Origin of the sequence: Paraburkholderia sp. SIMBA_054 (assembly GCF_046534875.1) — a bacterium.
GTDB classification, from domain to species: domain Bacteria; phylum Pseudomonadota; class Gammaproteobacteria; order Burkholderiales; family Burkholderiaceae; genus Paraburkholderia; species Paraburkholderia hospita.
The window spans coordinates 382,344-396,999 of the sequence record NZ_JAWRXV010000001.1 but is presented as its reverse complement, the minus strand read 5'-3'; the positions used below and the strand labels follow the sequence as shown (position 1 = coordinate 396,999).

The 14,656-nt window shown below is 59.0% G+C and carries 15 protein-coding genes; 14 read left to right on the top strand and 1 reads right to left on the bottom strand.

Annotated features, from left to right (window positions below):
- Positions 1 to 27: 27 nt before the first annotated feature.
- The 11 genes from SB822_RS02315 to SB822_RS02265 all read left to right on the top strand — a co-directional run bounded on the left by SB822_RS02315 (position 28) and on the right by SB822_RS02265 (position 6,871).
- The gene (locus SB822_RS02315; RefSeq protein WP_410854005.1) at positions 28 to 651 is read left to right on the top strand and encodes a hypothetical protein; all 624 of its coding nucleotides are present in this window, start codon (positions 28 to 30) and stop codon (positions 649 to 651) included.
- A gap of 148 nt (positions 652 to 799) precedes the next feature.
- Entirely contained in the window at positions 800 to 1,006 is a 207-nt protein-coding gene (locus tag SB822_RS02310) for a hypothetical protein (RefSeq protein ID WP_410854004.1), read from the top strand.
- A 143-nt stretch (positions 1,007 to 1,149) separates the two neighbouring features.
- Positions 1,150 to 1,722: a hypothetical protein gene (locus tag SB822_RS02305; RefSeq protein WP_410854003.1), complete on the top strand. Its 573-nt coding sequence runs from the start codon at positions 1,150 to 1,152 to the stop codon at positions 1,720 to 1,722.
- A 247-nt stretch (positions 1,723 to 1,969) separates the two neighbouring features.
- Positions 1,970 to 2,485 (top strand): hypothetical protein, encoded by a 516-nt coding sequence (locus tag SB822_RS02300; protein ID WP_410854002.1) that lies wholly within the window; start codon positions 1,970 to 1,972, stop codon positions 2,483 to 2,485.
- Positions 2,486 to 2,590: 105 nt separating this feature from the next.
- Entirely contained in the window at positions 2,591 to 3,034 is a 444-nt protein-coding gene (locus SB822_RS02295) for a hypothetical protein (RefSeq protein WP_410854001.1), read from the top strand.
- 178 nt (positions 3,035 to 3,212) lie between these two features.
- Positions 3,213 to 3,365, top strand: coding sequence for a hypothetical protein (locus SB822_RS02290; RefSeq protein WP_410854000.1), 153 nt, complete (start codon positions 3,213 to 3,215; stop codon positions 3,363 to 3,365).
- Positions 3,366 to 3,461: 96 nt separating this feature from the next.
- On the top strand, positions 3,462 to 4,649 hold the full coding sequence (locus SB822_RS02285) for a sterol desaturase family protein (RefSeq protein ID WP_410853999.1): 1,188 nt from the start codon (positions 3,462 to 3,464) through the stop codon (positions 4,647 to 4,649).
- 108 nt (positions 4,650 to 4,757) lie between these two features.
- Entirely contained in the window at positions 4,758 to 4,913 is a 156-nt protein-coding gene (locus SB822_RS02280) for a hypothetical protein (RefSeq protein ID WP_410853998.1), read from the top strand.
- 214 nt (positions 4,914 to 5,127) lie between these two features.
- Positions 5,128 to 5,556, top strand: a complete 429-nt coding sequence (locus SB822_RS02275) for a hypothetical protein (protein ID WP_410853997.1) — start codon at positions 5,128 to 5,130, stop codon at positions 5,554 to 5,556.
- 65 nt (positions 5,557 to 5,621) lie between these two features.
- The gene (locus tag SB822_RS02270; protein WP_410853996.1) at positions 5,622 to 6,116 is read left to right on the top strand and encodes a hypothetical protein; all 495 of its coding nucleotides are present in this window, start codon (positions 5,622 to 5,624) and stop codon (positions 6,114 to 6,116) included.
- A 263-nt stretch (positions 6,117 to 6,379) separates the two neighbouring features.
- Positions 6,380 to 6,871, top strand: coding sequence for a hypothetical protein (locus tag SB822_RS02265; RefSeq protein ID WP_410853995.1), 492 nt, complete (start codon positions 6,380 to 6,382; stop codon positions 6,869 to 6,871).
- Between the two features lie 384 nt (positions 6,872 to 7,255).
- Here SB822_RS02265 and SB822_RS02260 read toward each other — a convergent pair whose 3' ends face one another.
- Positions 7,256 to 7,531: a hypothetical protein gene (locus SB822_RS02260; protein WP_410853994.1), complete on the bottom strand. Its 276-nt coding sequence runs from the start codon at positions 7,529 to 7,531 to the stop codon at positions 7,256 to 7,258.
- 318 nt (positions 7,532 to 7,849) lie between these two features.
- Here SB822_RS02260 and SB822_RS02255 point away from each other — a divergent pair, with 318 nt between their 5' ends.
- The 3 genes from SB822_RS02255 to SB822_RS02245 all read left to right on the top strand — a co-directional run bounded on the left by SB822_RS02255 (position 7,850) and on the right by SB822_RS02245 (position 14,278).
- Positions 7,850 to 9,862, top strand: a complete 2,013-nt coding sequence (locus SB822_RS02255; protein WP_410853993.1) for a hypothetical protein — start codon at positions 7,850 to 7,852, stop codon at positions 9,860 to 9,862.
- Positions 9,863 to 9,924: 62 nt separating this feature from the next.
- Complete coding sequence (locus tag SB822_RS02250; RefSeq protein ID WP_410853992.1) at positions 9,925 to 11,424, top strand: hypothetical protein; 1,500 nt, start codon at positions 9,925 to 9,927, stop codon at positions 11,422 to 11,424.
- A 4-nt stretch (positions 11,425 to 11,428) separates the two neighbouring features.
- Positions 11,429 to 14,278 carry a hypothetical protein gene (locus SB822_RS02245; RefSeq protein WP_410853991.1) on the top strand — a complete coding sequence of 950 codons (2,850 nt, stop codon included), beginning with the start codon at positions 11,429 to 11,431 and terminating at the stop codon, positions 14,276 to 14,278.
- Positions 14,279 to 14,656 lie beyond the last annotated feature (378 nt).

The following is a 14,656-nucleotide window of genomic DNA, read 5'->3' as shown; positions in this document are numbered from 1 at the left end:
TGCCTTCACTCAACAGGTTTTTCGTTTATGTCGACTGACACCCATGAACCGGCTTCCCTGAGCGCCAGGCTCCTCGCCGCCGCGAAATCGACCATGACGGCGATGTTCCCCACCTTCGGCGCGGTGACGGCCGCGAAAGATTTCATTTCCGAAGCGGTTGCGCAGAACATCCGCGAGGAGGCGTGCGCCAAGGCTCGAACGGTCCTCGCCGATGCTCACCGCACGGTCATCACGAACATCCTATGGCAGAACGGTCTGCTGATGCTCGCCATGCTCCCTGTGTACCTGCTCCGAAGCGCCTGGCCGTTCTATCTGGCTTACGCCGGTGTGCTCGGCTATACGCTGTACTCGGTGTTCCAGTCTCGCCGGATCATCCTTCGTCTGTGCGCCACGCGCAGCGTCACACAAACGCTGGCGGCCGAGGTGTTCGAAGCGATCGATGCGGAACTGCAGACACGCGGCATCTACCAGCGCAAGGTAGTCGAGTACCTCGGTCCGGATCTGAAGCGGGTGGCGCAGGATGCCGCGGTGAAGCTCCGGCCAGATGTGCTGGCCGCCGCCTTCAACATGGGCGTGACGCTATTTCTGTCGTTCGTCGCTTTCCGGCTCTTTGTGATTCCGATGCTCGAGCATCGCGCGCTGATGCACTGATTGACGTGCTCCGCCGGCAGATGCCCGGGGACCAGGATATGCCTCGTGTGTATCAGAGGCAAGACCTGAACATTGCGCGAGGCATACCGATAAGGCACATAAGATGTCACGAGAAATGGCAGGGTAGGTCTTACTCAGAGGAGTGCGCGTGAGAAAGGAAAAACTGGAAAACCATCTGGATGTAGACAGCGATGCCCGCCGACGCGCAAGAGCGTTCATCCTTAAAGACCTGTGGCAGACGTTTGCCGATGGTGCGGGCTCGGCACTGGAACTCCTCGGGGCATTGTGGCCGCTGGCAATTCTTCTGCCTTTCCTTGGGATGTTGGGGTGGAGCACGTCGACGTTCGGTTTTTGAGTGCTCCGCACGGTGTCCACGCGACATACGCAGCGTGGTCTGAACAAGGCCAGATTGCGACCGATAACGCAATCAGGCGCAGCGTTCGTGGATTGGCTGGAAATCGACCGCGTTGGTGTGCCGCAGAACTTTCAAACGGGGTGTTGGAAAAGATGACTGAAATAGCGAGCCGGAATGATGTGGGTCGACACAAGTTCTGGGAACGGCTGGACTCCCTCATCCCCGCGCTGGTCCTCGGGACCGTAGCCATTCTGTGCGTCGGGTTTGGAATCCACAAAATAGTGGAGTCGTCTCGCGCCGAAGCCGCACAAGAGACCGAGAACGCCAGGGTGCTCGCCAATATCGACACGTTTCTTCCTGCCATCTTCCGGGCTACAACGGTTCGCGAGACCTTTAGCGGGTTGACCCCCGAGGTCCGTTGGACGGGAGAGAGCGCCACCATTCTCGGCTGGGTCCGGGATGACCAGAACTACAGTTATCCGCGATGGGCGGTCCTCGCCAGGGCGCAAAGCGGGCGGTACTACCAGGTGAAGTTTGCACTGTGTGATTCGTGCGACGTCTCAGTGGCCAATCACGGCCCAAATCGCCTGCGCTACTTTGAGTTTGACAAGCTTACTTCGCGGGATGCCAAGGTTTTTCTCTACAGGGCGAACCTGCGCGATACGTATCGCAAAGAGTTCGGCGTTGACGCGCCGCCAGCGTACGTGAACGGGTGACGGTGCCGCACGCGACAGTGACTGAACAATGCCAGCATACGACCGATACAGCAGGCAGGCGCCCAAATACCTGAGGCGAACCCCTGATGGAAACCACGAATGAGCGTCGCGCAACAACCCGCCTGCTGACAACGTCGCCGCCGACCGGCCGTAGCGACATTTCGGGCGTCAACCATATCCGTGCGGTGCGTAGGAGAGGGCGACATGCTGCCAGCGGGCAATAGCCGTCGGATGACAGGAAAATTTGATGACAGACAAACATGATGATCAGGCTGTACCCCCATCAGCGAGCATGGTCGAGGACACTGCGCAGTTGCTGCGCAACGCCAAGGTTGTGACGATAAGCGGTGAGCACGCGACACGCGAGCACGCGAAAGGCTACATGGATGCCTGGATGGTGATATTTGCCAGCGAATACGCTGGCGTGACGTTGACCGACGAGCAAAGTGCAGAAGCAGTGTCAGTCGTGCGCGGACTTGAGTCAGGGTACCCGCTGCTAAATGGGTTTGTGAGTGCATGCGAAGGCAGACCGTTGCTGGCGGAACTGGCCGCAGCAATCAAGGCTCGACCCGGCGCGACTTCCAGGCTTCTATCACGTCCCGCGGATGAAGTTGAGATAGATCTGAAATCCGTTGTGGACGCCTGTTTCGACTCGGGTAATGGCGTGCTGACGTTTGGCGCCGATACGCCCGACCCGGTCATCGTATTGGCGATCCGGACCGCGCTCGCCGCAGGCAAGCCGTTTACTGTGATTCCTGTGTGACGCACGAGCTATCAATGGCGGCGTGGGTTCACCCTCTACCGTGCGTATCCGTCGCGCCGCCTGCGACCAGACTGTCGATTTAACCGGTTACCCGAGAAGATGATCATGAAAAAAATATTGCTCGCTCTGGCGATGTCAGCATGCGCTGCAGCAGGGAACGCGCGTGCAGCAGACGACTGGACGTCCATCAACGTCAGCGTACTGCACGGTGAACAGCAGGAGAGCGCGGGAAGTATGGTCGTTCGAAATGACCGCAGCGCGAGCGTTGGTCACTACTACGAGTACCCGGTCGCGCACGCCCATCTCGACGGCACTCCGTTTAGCGAAGCGGAAGAGAAGGCCGCAGATTTTGCTGGTTCGTGGCAACTCGTGATCGACAAAGTCACGTTGCATCCCGATGGTTCCAGATCCCTGTCGGGGACGCTCGATGAGCACGCGCCGGGCTGGCAACCGGAGCATCAGGTTGTCGCATTCGACATCAAGGTCGGCGACCACACCGCGACGATCCACGGTGCGAACGGGGCCGACTACCTGCTCACGATCAGATAAGTCGGCGAATTGGCGCGCGAAGCGCGAGCGCGCCAGCGCCGCCATACCGGAGGAAAGAACTGATGAACCTCACAGCTGAGATTGAGCGCGGCATCGAGTTACTGGCTTTGTGCCAGACGCTTCAGAGCGAGAAGGACGGAATAGCCCGCCCGGCGCCATTCGAGACTGACCGGACAAAATGGCCGCGCTGCACAAGCTTATGCCCCAGTCGCAACGTCTCGTAGAACTGGGCCGCAAGCTCGAGGCCGAGGGGAAGCTGACCATCGACCATGGCGATGACTATTCGAGCGCGGCGCTGAAGTTCGCGCTGAAAGAACACGGTCTGAACTGACGGCATAGCGCCTCCGTACGGCAGTTCAACGTAGCTTTCTGATGAGTTACTGGGGGCGCGCCAGACTACGATCGACCGCACCACGTCAAGGACATCATGAACCGCAATCAAAACCAACCCGACCTGCATCTCGAATCGCCACGCGATACCGCTGTGAAGGCGGCGACGTCGACCCAGAAGCTGCTGACCAGTCATGGCCATCTGGTCCTCGGCAACGGACTGATCGCGACGATTCTGGCGCTCGTTATCAGCTTCCTGTCGCTGTTCGGCGTACTGGCATTCCATTTCCCGCAGTATCTGACCACGCCTGAACTGCGGCACGTCTATTCCGTCGACCTGATGCGGCAGATCCTGTTCTGTGCGCTGATCGTCTCGGGCGGCCTCGCGCTGGGCAGCATCGTGGTTGATAACCGCCGTCACATCAACGCCGTCTCGTTCGTGTTCGTAATTGTCGCGGTCGCCCTTGGCGGCTCACGCGTGCCTGTGGGCAATTTTCCGGATCACACGCCGTACATCGGTGCGGACTGGTTCATTCTCGATCTGCTCGGCTCAACGACCATCTTCGTGCTGCTCGAAAAGCTCTTCCCTCTGCACCGCAAGCAGCCCGTGTTCCGCGCAGAGTGGCAGACGGACATGGTGCACTTTGCGTTCAATCACTTCGTCATCGGGCTGGCACTGCTGATCGTGAACTTCATGATCCATCGCGCGTTTGGCTGGATGGCCAACGCAGGTTTTCAACATGCCGTGCAGCAGATTCCATTCGTGCCGCAGCTGCTGCTCTGCATGCTGGTCGCCGATCTCGCCGAATATGCAACGCATCGTGCCTACCATGAAGTGCCGTTCCTGTGGCGCTTCCATGCGGTGCATCACAGCGTCAAGTCGATGGACTGGCTGGCCGGGTCGCGCCAGCATATTTTTGAGCTGATTGCCACGCGCGTCGCCGTGCTCGGACCGCTATTCGTGCTCGGGTTCGACAAGGCGGTTATCGACGCTTACATCATCGTCGTCGGCTTCCAGGCGGTGTTCAATCACGCGAACGTGAGCCTGCCGTGGGGGCCGCTGCGTTACGTGTTCGTCACGCCGGACTTCCATCACTGGCATCACTCGTCCGAAGATGAAGCGATCGACAAGAACTACGCGGCACATTTCGCGTTCATCGACTATCTGTTCGGCACCGCCGTCAAGGCAAATCGCCGCTTTCCGGAAACTTACGGCGTGGTGGGCGATTACATGCCCGATGGTTTCGTGCGCCAGCAGGCGTTTCCGTTTCGTGGGCCTCAATAGCGTGCTGGCCGAAGACGGGCAGACATTGCGGCATTGAGAGATATCGCGTTGGGCGAACGGGGCCGACGCTTCACACACCGGTCACTCCGGGACATCAAGGAGGAAATTTTGGAAATTGCAACGTCGGAAGATAGCTGGCTAGCCAGAAACCCGTGGGCATACTCGATCATCGCGGGCGTCCTGCTCATCGTGGCGCCGTTGCCGATCATGGTATTGACGGCAACTGAACCAGTGACGGGGACGCTCGGCACCGTTGTTCACTAGGCTGTTGTCGGCGGCCCGATCGCCGGCATGCTCGCGACCGCACTCGGCGCGGTAAGGGCGACGATGTCGTCAAGGGTATCAGCCAAAATTTTCTGCTACCTCGCGACGCTGTTCGGTCGGGTACTCGCGATTTCGATCCTTCTCGATCGTTTTGCGCCGCTAACTTCCGTGCGCCAGTCAGAAACACGAAGTCACACACCGACAGAACCGACAAATGAAAACACACACGAAAATCTCGCCGCTCGCCTTGAGCTGGACCATGCTGATCTCTTTCATGTTTCTGGGGTCGTCCTTTGCGTTCTCGCTTGGCGGGATCAAGGCGGAGAACGTGGCGCATTCGCTTACGCTCGTTGCTGTCACGTTCGCAACCAGAGATGCCACCATCTCGAAAGATCTGAACGTTGTCGCCGAACCGGAGCGCGCAGCGTTGCTCGCAGCGCATCAGTACGAGTCGGCAGCCAAGGTGAAGGCAGCGTTCGACGACATGCGGAAACTCATGCAACAGGCTCAGGATGCTGAGGCGCACGCACGGAAGTTCAAGTCGATCGGTCTCGCCATCATGGGGATCTCGATGCTTGTCCTGGGCTGGAGCATCATTTCGGCGATGACGCTTCTGCGTCGGATGGAAAAGGCCGGCGCGTGAGCGTCGAGTGGCGGGCGTCAGGCGCAAGCGGCGCAGTGGATATCTACAGAAACAAGGGGATGAGAATGTACAAGGTCTTTCAATCAATGATGGTCGTCGCGGTGTGCGCTCTGTGCACAGCGGCGCACGCGCAGCAGGTCATGGGCTCATCGTGTCCGGATGAGAACAATGGGACGTTTGGGGCCACTGCGTCCCATCAGGACGTGTTGTGCGCCAACGGCACATGGCAGGACGCCAAAACACTTGGGTCGGCAAGCGTGGCAGTCGCCATGTACGACAAGCCAACGACGCAATACCCGGAACGAACACTCGAAGCCTACCGCCCGGTCGGTGTGCGCAGTGTGCAGCAAATCGGCGCCGCTGATGGCAAGTTGCCGCTGACGCTCGTGACGAAGGTCGTGGGATTCAATCCGGACAACACGGCACGGGTTGTTGTCGACATCTATCACGGCGAATGGCAAAAGCATGTCGACACGCCGGTGCCGCTCGGGAAGCAGACTGCGATCGCGATCGATGAGAGTGGCGCGCAGTATCGCGTGACCGTGAAGAGCGTGTCGTGACCCAATTTGAGGATTTACGAAGAGGTTAGGAAATGTCAACCGACACGGGTATCGACTGGGTAACGTCCGCTCTGATCCTGATCGCGGGCATGTAATTGCTGGTCGGGCTTCTGCTCTACGTGATTGAGCGCGCACGGCCTTTTCGTTGACGCCAGGCAGAGCAGGGCGGAGACGGCCCCGATACCTGCTTCTGGGGCACGGGCATTGCGCCTTGATGCACCACGAACTGACCCAGACAAGCCCGTTCAACGTGAGGTTACTGGATGAAAAGCGAATCGAAATCGACTTCGGAAATTCGGCATCTGCGGTCTCTGCGCCAGCAACTCGGCGACATTGACCGCTCTCTGCGCGCTCGCAGGCTGCACATGCTCGGGCCGCGCGCCGCCCGGTCAATGCTGTCGGGCTGGGCGATCTGTGTCGGGACTTGCGCGGCGATGGTCATTGCGCCGAAAGTTGGGATGCAGCTACCGCCCGGTACGTTCTGGGTCGGTCTGGCGGGGGGATTGCTGGTCATGTTTCTGGTCGGCCGATTCAGCACGGCCCCGCAAACGCATACCGAGAAAGTCGGCTTGCTCCTCAAGGCGTACGATCCCGTCGACGTGGAGGCGTACATCGAACTCGAGCGACGTGTAAGGCGCTTCCCGGGCATTGATAGCGATATCGCGTATCACTGGTTGCGTCGCGAACGCTCCGCCGTGAACGAGGCGATCAGGCGTCACAAAACGCGGCGCGCAACGTCTGCGCTGCATACCTGACACACGTCCCTGTGAGACACCGGCCTGACCAATCCTTTACTCGAATTGGCTACCAACCGGGGGCGCACGATGGGAACAACGTATCCGGTATCCTGTGCCGCTCGATAGTACTGACCCAAGTCGCGTCCTGCGAGCGCCTCACGTTGACTACCTGAAAAAGCGTCCGTCCAGCAGAACAAACGCTTGAACGGACCCCACTGGAGCATCAGCGGGCATGCGGCGATGCAAACCGTCGTCACTACCACGCCCTCTGCGATCAAACGACCTTCTTGTGGTAGGTGTGACGAAGCCAATGCGGGCGCAAACGCAAACGGGACAGTCACTACCCACCATATCGCCACCCGTTGATGCAGATCGAGTTACACGTTGTTTTCCGATCAGGTTTCAAGCGCCACGCGCGAGCGCCCGTACACGTTTGCGATCGAGCGTCTTCGCTAGTTCGATAGACCAACAGATTCCGAAAACCAGACCAATCACCGCGCCTGCCAAGACTAACCCCGGCGTCGCCCGGGCGGGCATCAGATGCGCGCCCATCAAGCCCCTTGCGACCGCGAAACCGACTAGCCCGCCGACCGTCGCACAGAGTGCGCAGAGGGCTAGGACAATCAGATTGAGCTGGCGAATCGTCGGCAAGCTGTCCGCGGCTGTTTTTGCTTTCATATATTGAACCGTTGTTTTCCTGTCCGTGTTGTCGGCAAACGTGAGCCAACCATGAGGGTATCAGAACGACTATCGGATCGTCGCATGCCCGACAGGAATTCGGTTGAGAGCGCAACCGAAAAAAGTAAGGAAATTGTCTGCGCTTCGCCTAAAGATCCAGGTTTGAGCGTCGTTATGCAATCTCGTACCGCTGACTTCCCAGGGGTGCTATCGCAGCGTCGGGCGACGAATTCATGCAGAACGAATAACACGCGTCCGCCTTCTCTGCGCGCTCGAACGTCTACCACTCAAACGCCAACACCCGTTAGCGGAGGATTAATGAAAGTCCCGCGCATTTTCGTTCGAAGCAGTAACGTTTCGCCGTTTGTTCGTCGTGTGATTTCACTGCCACTGCGAAGCACCATTACCAAACAGATAGCAGACGGCACCATGGACGGCCTGGTGTTGCCGACCTTACTGCCACAGTCCGAGTTTCCGAGGAGCCGGTTTCCTGAAGGGTTGACGTACCCCTACCTGCCAAGAGCCCTAGCCGAGATGATTCAGCGGAATCGAAATCAGCTCGCTCAAGGGCTGGATACAGTTGTAGGAGGAGTTGGTGAGCAACTGGGTGCAGCGTTCAATTCCGCGGAAGGGAAGGAAATGCACGCTTTCGAGACTACCGATACCCCAGCGCGTGGCCATGCCAAATTGGTACTGACGCCGGTTCGTCTGCGCGACGCCGACCCTTCCAAGCTGATCGGAGATCTCAATACGATGCGCGCTGTATTGGCTGGAGGATTTCCAAACATCTTCGCCAGTGTCAGTGACGAACTGGCTGCAAAACTGGCTGCTCCGGGGCGAGCTATCGACGGCTCTGTGCTTGATGTTCTGGCTGACAGCATGGAAGAACTGCGCCAGCGCAATGCCATGCAGTATGCCGCGGGAAGTCCCCTTGAAGGCGCGCATGCGATCGGCTCGAATTCTATCGTCGATATCGCGCCGGGGCACCACTTCGTCGAGGAGTTACCGGATGGCCGTCTGGTGCAGGCGGTGTACCCGATGACCACGGTATTTCACACGTTTGGCGGCGGGCTTCTTTGGTTCATGCTCGAACATAAGACGCTACCGGGCCATATCGTCTGCGGCACGTTGGGTGTCGGAGAGCACGGGCTATCGTTCGGGTGCAACTTGCCCGACGCGCTTAACGAAGCCGCGATGACCCATCTGATGTCAGGCGCGTTTAGCCGCGGACTGGCTCTGGCGGAGATGATGCCGCAGTTGATCAAGGATTTCGGCCTTCTCGGCGCTGGCGGTCTCGGTCTCGACGGCAGGGTGCTGAAGCGTTTGAACGAGGAAATGGCTACTCGCAATGAATGGTCAAACTGGGACCGCGGTGTCTTGTCGACCTACGATGCGCTCAGCAAGGCGATGGTAACGTTGCATCTTTTCTTCCCCGACAAGGTCGTCGGGATCGATCTGCAAGATCCTCCGAAAATCGAAACGGTCGACGATATCGACACCGAGGTACAGCGAGGTGTCGACAGGTTCGTGGATGACCCGGAGAGTTACGCGCCCTTGCAGACACTCGTTGATACGCTCAGAACAGGAATCAGTGACGAACTGGCGAAAGCCGGCGGCGATCTGCCGTGGGACTTTGCACGGCGTCAGGTGGCAGCCGCAGTGCATGACGAAGTCCGGCAGCAGATTTTGGCGAATGAGGTGGATGCTGCCGCGCCGGCGGAAGTCACGATGCAGCGGTTGACCCAGTCTGGACTGCGGTCCGCCATTGCGCGAACGATCGACGAATTCGTGCGTTCGGGGCTATCTGACATTCCAGAGTACCGCAAGCTCGCGGACGCTCACGGGGAAGGTATCGTTCACGCCGGCCTGCTGGAAGCGTACGCCACCCCCATGACCATGCATCTCGCCGCTGGCGGATTGACGGGTGAAGGGTATCTGGCGAGTGCAGTTCGTACCGCGGTCGCCGGTATGCGCGGCGAAGTCCTCCGGCAGCGGGCTGAATCGATGGTATCGACGTACGCTGCGGCGACGGAAGCTGCCAATGCGACGCGTGAAGAGGCGTCCGCTCGAGAAGCCGATCTCGAGCGAGTCGAGAGGCAAATTGAGAAGGGGGATGCGACTGCGGAGGCGATGCAGCGAAAGCGGGACCTCGCCGAAGACCTTCAGCGTCTTCGCGAAAAACTCGCGGGCCACGAGCGCGAACGCGATGAAAACAGCCCACAAAGGCAGGAGGACCTCGCGCACGAGCGGGAGAAAGCGGAGAAAGAAGCGGAAGCCGCAGAGCGGACGAGGGACCGGATCGCCCGCGATGCGATCGGGCCGCGCGAATAGCACGAAGTTCTTACGGCGCCGCGTGGTCGCGGCGATTGACAACTTTCAAGGACATCTACGTCATGGCTGACCAGAAAGCAGTGCAGGCCCTTTGCGAACAGATGAAAGGTAACAAGTGTACGGCGGGATGGGATGTGGTGTGCTCATACGCAGCGTCCCAGATCAACGCTTTCCTGAAGGCGCAATACGATGCAAGCAAGCTTGCGCGCGAAGTGACGCTGACCACCACGACTCCCGATTTACTGACCGACACCACACTCACTATTACCTACCGACTGAAGTTTGCGTCGCCCGTAATCTCCTTTGTCGCGGGCCGGGACGGCTACTGTCAGTTCGACATGCCGATCATGGCCGGAAGCACCTTCCAGATCCAGCCGCAGGGTGGCGAGCCGCAAGCACCAGTGAAGATTCCTGAAGGGCATACGGTCCGCGCAATGGTACCGATGGCTGCCGCGTCGGGGACGACGGGTGCGGTCACCGAGCTTGGTAAGGTCGTTACGTTTAGCGAGGGTGCTGACGAATTCCAGCACGTCATCCTGCACTTCAAGACGGCGAAGGGGATTACTTTCTCGATGGTGCCTGAACCGTCAGACAAGGGCAGGCTAGACGTCATCTTGATGCCGCTGCTGGTGTCGTATTTCCAGAATGATGTCGATCAGCTGCAGTACGCGCTCGCGTCGATCAACAACTCAACGGCGAAAGAGGGTTCAAAGGTCCTCACACCCAGATCCTTCGTCCTTGCGACATCCGGGGAAGCAAGCGATGGCGTCTTGAGTCTTTTCATACAGGTGGCGGGCTCCGGCCACCCGCCAGGCGATGTCAACCCTGTTTTCCAGCCTGGTGGCAGGGCAGCCTCGCCTGTGCCTTCGGGCGCGAGTGCTTCCATCATTCTCTCCTACGACCTGTTGACTGGCGCCTTCCTCGGCCCGCAACTCGCATCGAAGTTCGCCACGGTCGACTGGATTTCCGTTACCAGCGGGATTCAGGCGAAGCTGCGTTCCGACGCGACGGTAGTCGAAAACGGAAAAAACGAAAATTATCTGTTCGGGAACTGCTCAATTGATGGCATGTCCATGAGCCTGAAAGACTTTCCTGTCACGTTGACCATTGTTGATACGACAGTCCGGCTGCAATGGAGCGGAAAGGCAACCTCCTCGTGGTACGAGAATCACCTTAATGCTAACGGCGGCTCCTACGGCAAGGTGGACGTTACGTTCAGCGTGGACTCGGGCGCCTTGCCCCTGGGAAGTCTGTCCAACGAGGACCTCGCTATCGCCAGGATAAAGATTAACAGCAGCGACTTCCATAGGCAGACGCATGCGCACAGCTGTGACTTCCTGGAGACGCTGAATCACTGTTCGGAGAGCGTCCCCACTGAATATGGCACGCTGCCGCTTAGCATCCCGGATATCAGCCTCAATCTGCCTAATCTGAATTTCTTTGCGACGACGAACCTGCTCGCGCCTGGCAAGCACGTCGTTGACATCGACATGTCTGCCGGGATCCGGACGCCCAAGGATTTTCTGATCCTTGGCAACGTGAAAGTCGCGGCCGGAAGGTGAAGACATGAATTCCTCCCCTTATCGCGACGAAACCTATCGAGCACTGCGACGCGGAGACGACCTCCTCATTCTGAGTGTTGAAGACCAGTTGAGGATCGGATCCGGTAGCGACGTGCCACTCGACCTGTCGTCATATCGGAGCGTGCGGATTTACGCAGAAAGCGTCGCAATTGACGGCGTCATGAAAGTGCGTGAACTCTTTCTTAGCACACACGCCCTTTCCGTTGGTCCAGATGCGGCTATCGACGCCCGGGGCGGCGATGGGGCGCCGGGGGGCGCCGACACCAAGAAGCAGGGCGTTGAGGCTGATCCGGGTGGACCTGGCGAGCCTGGTGGCAAGGTGGCGCTTTTCGTTGGCTCAACCGATGGCGGTCTGTTGAATCTCACCATCCGGGCGGACGGCGGCAAGGGCGGAGCTGGCCAGAACAACGAGGGCGATGCTCCGGACTCGAAGGGCGGCAAGGGCGGAGATGCGGGTGCCGGCGGTACTGTCTCAGTCGTTGCGCTCCACAGGGCCGCTGCGTGGCTTAGCGCGATCCGTACCGTGAATGCAGCGGCCCAGAATGCCGATGGCAAGGCCTGTCGTGCAGCGCTTGCCACGTTGGCCAGGTCCATCAGATCAGATCCGGATCTTGCAAGCTCGCTGGTCACAGATACAGGCAGTTCGCTCATCGACGAGGCGGCGACGATAGACGGTCTGCTTGCCGCGTGGGCGGATAGCGGATTCGAATCGGCTGGACGTTTGTGTGGCCGGACAGCGACCGCGATTGAAGGACTGCTCCTGCGCTGGGAAATCGGCACGAAACGATGCCTGAGCGCGGCTGCTGGTGGTTATGGCGTACACGGGCTCGGGTTGGTGGCTGGGGACAACGGTGCTGAAGCAAATGATGGCGTCACATCCTGCCTGACAGTATCGGGATATGGTGCCCTGCCAAGGTCAGTTGCTGATGAACTGCTGATCGCCCACCCTGAACAGTGCGCAATGCTGCTCCAGAAGGCAGAGACGCTTTACTTTGCCCTTGACCCCTCGGACAGGGATGGCGTGATGACTGTGGCCGGTCTGCTCGATCGTCTCGTCGATCGAACCAGGCCGATAGCCGAGGCGGGTGCGGCTGATGAGGTGGTCAGGGCTTACGGTGCTGCCGCGACAACCCAGACGTTACAGTCGGCCTCTGTCGTCTCATCGTTCAGGGAAATCTACTGCAGGGCGTCTGCGCTTCGGCAACAGTTATCAAGTGGCCTCAACTACCTCGGTCGTGGCGGAGACTACGCTCCTCTGGCCTCAGCGTCGTCGTACATAAGGTCCTTCAACGAGCAGGTGGACTGGTTTAGCGAACTCGAGGCCGCATACGACGGATATTTCGAGAGCCTGTCAAAGAATGCGGCCGACACAGTGTATCTGCGCGCCGCCTTGAGTTCGGCTACGCAGACGATGCAGGATGCGCTAGCAGACGCAGGGGATCTGCGCAAAGCCGCGGGTTCCATTTTGAACAGCATCCTGTTGTTCGAACAGCCGATTACTGAACTGCGCGGAAAGGTGGACGATGCGGTTGAGCGGTTCAAGGACGAGTTGCACCGTGTCTTCGACTTTGACATGGAGCAGTTGTTGACCGCTGTGGGCACTGTAGCCTTCGCGCCCGAGTCGGGATGGATGTGGGCGACACAGATCGCTCAGCTAGGCTATAAGTTTGACACCAAGGTCACGGGCTCCGACGGCACGGCGATTAGCAAAAAGTATCTGGTCAGGCAGGTTGATTCCATCGAAGGCTCCATCAAATCGTTGCTTGAAGGATACAGCACAGCCGCAGATGGCACGTTGACGCCAGATGACGCCGGAGCGGCGCTTCTTCTCGCTAACCAGTCGGCGCTCGAACAGAGCCTTGATCAGGTTTACGAGAAAATCCCGACCGAGGTCAATGCGGTAAAGGATGCGCTACGCGCATATGTGGACGAGGTCCTGCGGCGTAATGGTCTGATTCTTGACTACAACGCGGCTGTGCTGACGATGACCCAACGCACCGCGTTGGCCGGCGGCATTCAGGCGAAGATGGTCGAGATCAATCAGCAGCTTGTCGACACGCGCGATCCGAGCCTGGGGACAATGTCCGTATTTGTATCGTCGCTCTTTCACCAGTCTCGACAGCAAATCATGAAGAGCCTCATTGCGCTCAATCAGGCCTACCGCTTCTATGCTCTGGATGACTTTGACGGCGTCATGCATCTGCTGCGGGGTACCACCGAGTTGCGAACGGCGGCGTTGCGTTCTGCGCAGATCGCTATATCCGACCGTACGGTGGAAGCTATCAACAGGCTAGGCCACCTCCCGCAGCGGTATCCGTCCGATCCGGGCCAGCCGGGGCTCATGGTGCATCTGAGCGGGGCACAGACCAAACAGCTGGCCCAGCAAAACCGGGTCCTTGTTAGAATTCCAGTCGCGGACAAGACCACGTCATCCGAACTGAATCCTTTCGCCAGGTTCGCTGACGTGCGACTGCTCAAGGCTCGCTGCTGGGTGGACGGAGCGGGGTCTGAAAACCCCGCCGCTGAGGTGCATATCGAGCTAACCCACACGGGGAAAGAATCCATCGTGTCGACATCGGGGGATGTATATGGCTTCAGCCACGACCCGGTGTCGCTGTTGTTCAGCTATAACCTGCAGACGAAAGTAGTGCGGGAGGATGGTGATATCGTGTTTCGACAGCCCGACGCGCCCGGCGGGGGAACATTCGCTCTTTTCGGACCTTTCACGTGGTGGCAAATCCAGATCGATCCGAAAGTCAACGTGGGCTTGTCACTCGATAACGTTTCTGGCGTCCGCCTTGAGTTCCACTTCGCGAACTACTCGTTCGGGTAAGTGTCCCAAGGCTGTTGCGGTCGGGGTGCCGACACCACGTCGCACTGGTGAAGCTTCTGACGTTGCCGCCACAGTTGATAGCGAGCCCCGAATATTGCCCGGCAATCCTCCGCCCGTCGCGTATTGCCTGGATCGGGCCACGCGCAATCGACGACTCGCCGTCCCCGATCGCGTGTCGTGGGTCCTGCCACTCAAGCGCAGGCCTGCCTTTGGTGACGGGCGAGAACCCGTTTGACGGTAGACTTCGAAGACGCAAGGCGCTGGTCAATATGACGGACTTGGCGAGCGGGCGCTGAATGCGCTCCGATCGGGCTACACGGAGCCTGCTACTGAATATTTTCGCGAAAGCGCCGATATTGACTGTAAGAGGGCAGCGCG

What these genes read in the sequence shown, in the direction of transcription:
- SB822_RS02315 (WP_410854005.1), top strand. Translation starts at nt 28, where the DNA reads ATGTCGACTGACACCCATGAACCGGCTTCCCTGAGCGCCAGGCTCCTC.
- SB822_RS02300 (WP_410854002.1), top strand. Translation starts at nt 1,970, where the DNA reads ATGACAGACAAACATGATGATCAGGCTGTACCCCCATCAGCGAGCATG.
- SB822_RS02295 (WP_410854001.1), top strand. Translation starts at nt 2,591, where the DNA reads ATGAAAAAAATATTGCTCGCTCTGGCGATGTCAGCATGCGCTGCAGCA.
- SB822_RS02290 (WP_410854000.1), top strand. Translation starts at nt 3,213, where the DNA reads ATGGCCGCGCTGCACAAGCTTATGCCCCAGTCGCAACGTCTCGTAGAA.
- SB822_RS02285 (WP_410853999.1), top strand. Translation starts at nt 3,462, where the DNA reads ATGAACCGCAATCAAAACCAACCCGACCTGCATCTCGAATCGCCACGC.
- SB822_RS02275 (WP_410853997.1), top strand. Translation starts at nt 5,128, where the DNA reads ATGAAAACACACACGAAAATCTCGCCGCTCGCCTTGAGCTGGACCATG.
- SB822_RS02270 (WP_410853996.1), top strand. Translation starts at nt 5,622, where the DNA reads ATGTACAAGGTCTTTCAATCAATGATGGTCGTCGCGGTGTGCGCTCTG.
- SB822_RS02265 (WP_410853995.1), top strand. Translation starts at nt 6,380, where the DNA reads ATGAAAAGCGAATCGAAATCGACTTCGGAAATTCGGCATCTGCGGTCT.
- SB822_RS02260 (WP_410853994.1), bottom strand. Translation starts at nt 7,531, where the DNA reads ATGAAAGCAAAAACAGCCGCGGACAGCTTGCCGACGATTCGCCAGCTC.
- SB822_RS02255 (WP_410853993.1), top strand. Translation starts at nt 7,850, where the DNA reads ATGAAAGTCCCGCGCATTTTCGTTCGAAGCAGTAACGTTTCGCCGTTT.
- SB822_RS02250 (WP_410853992.1), top strand. Translation starts at nt 9,925, where the DNA reads ATGGCTGACCAGAAAGCAGTGCAGGCCCTTTGCGAACAGATGAAAGGT.
- SB822_RS02245 (WP_410853991.1), top strand. Translation starts at nt 11,429, where the DNA reads ATGAATTCCTCCCCTTATCGCGACGAAACCTATCGAGCACTGCGACGC.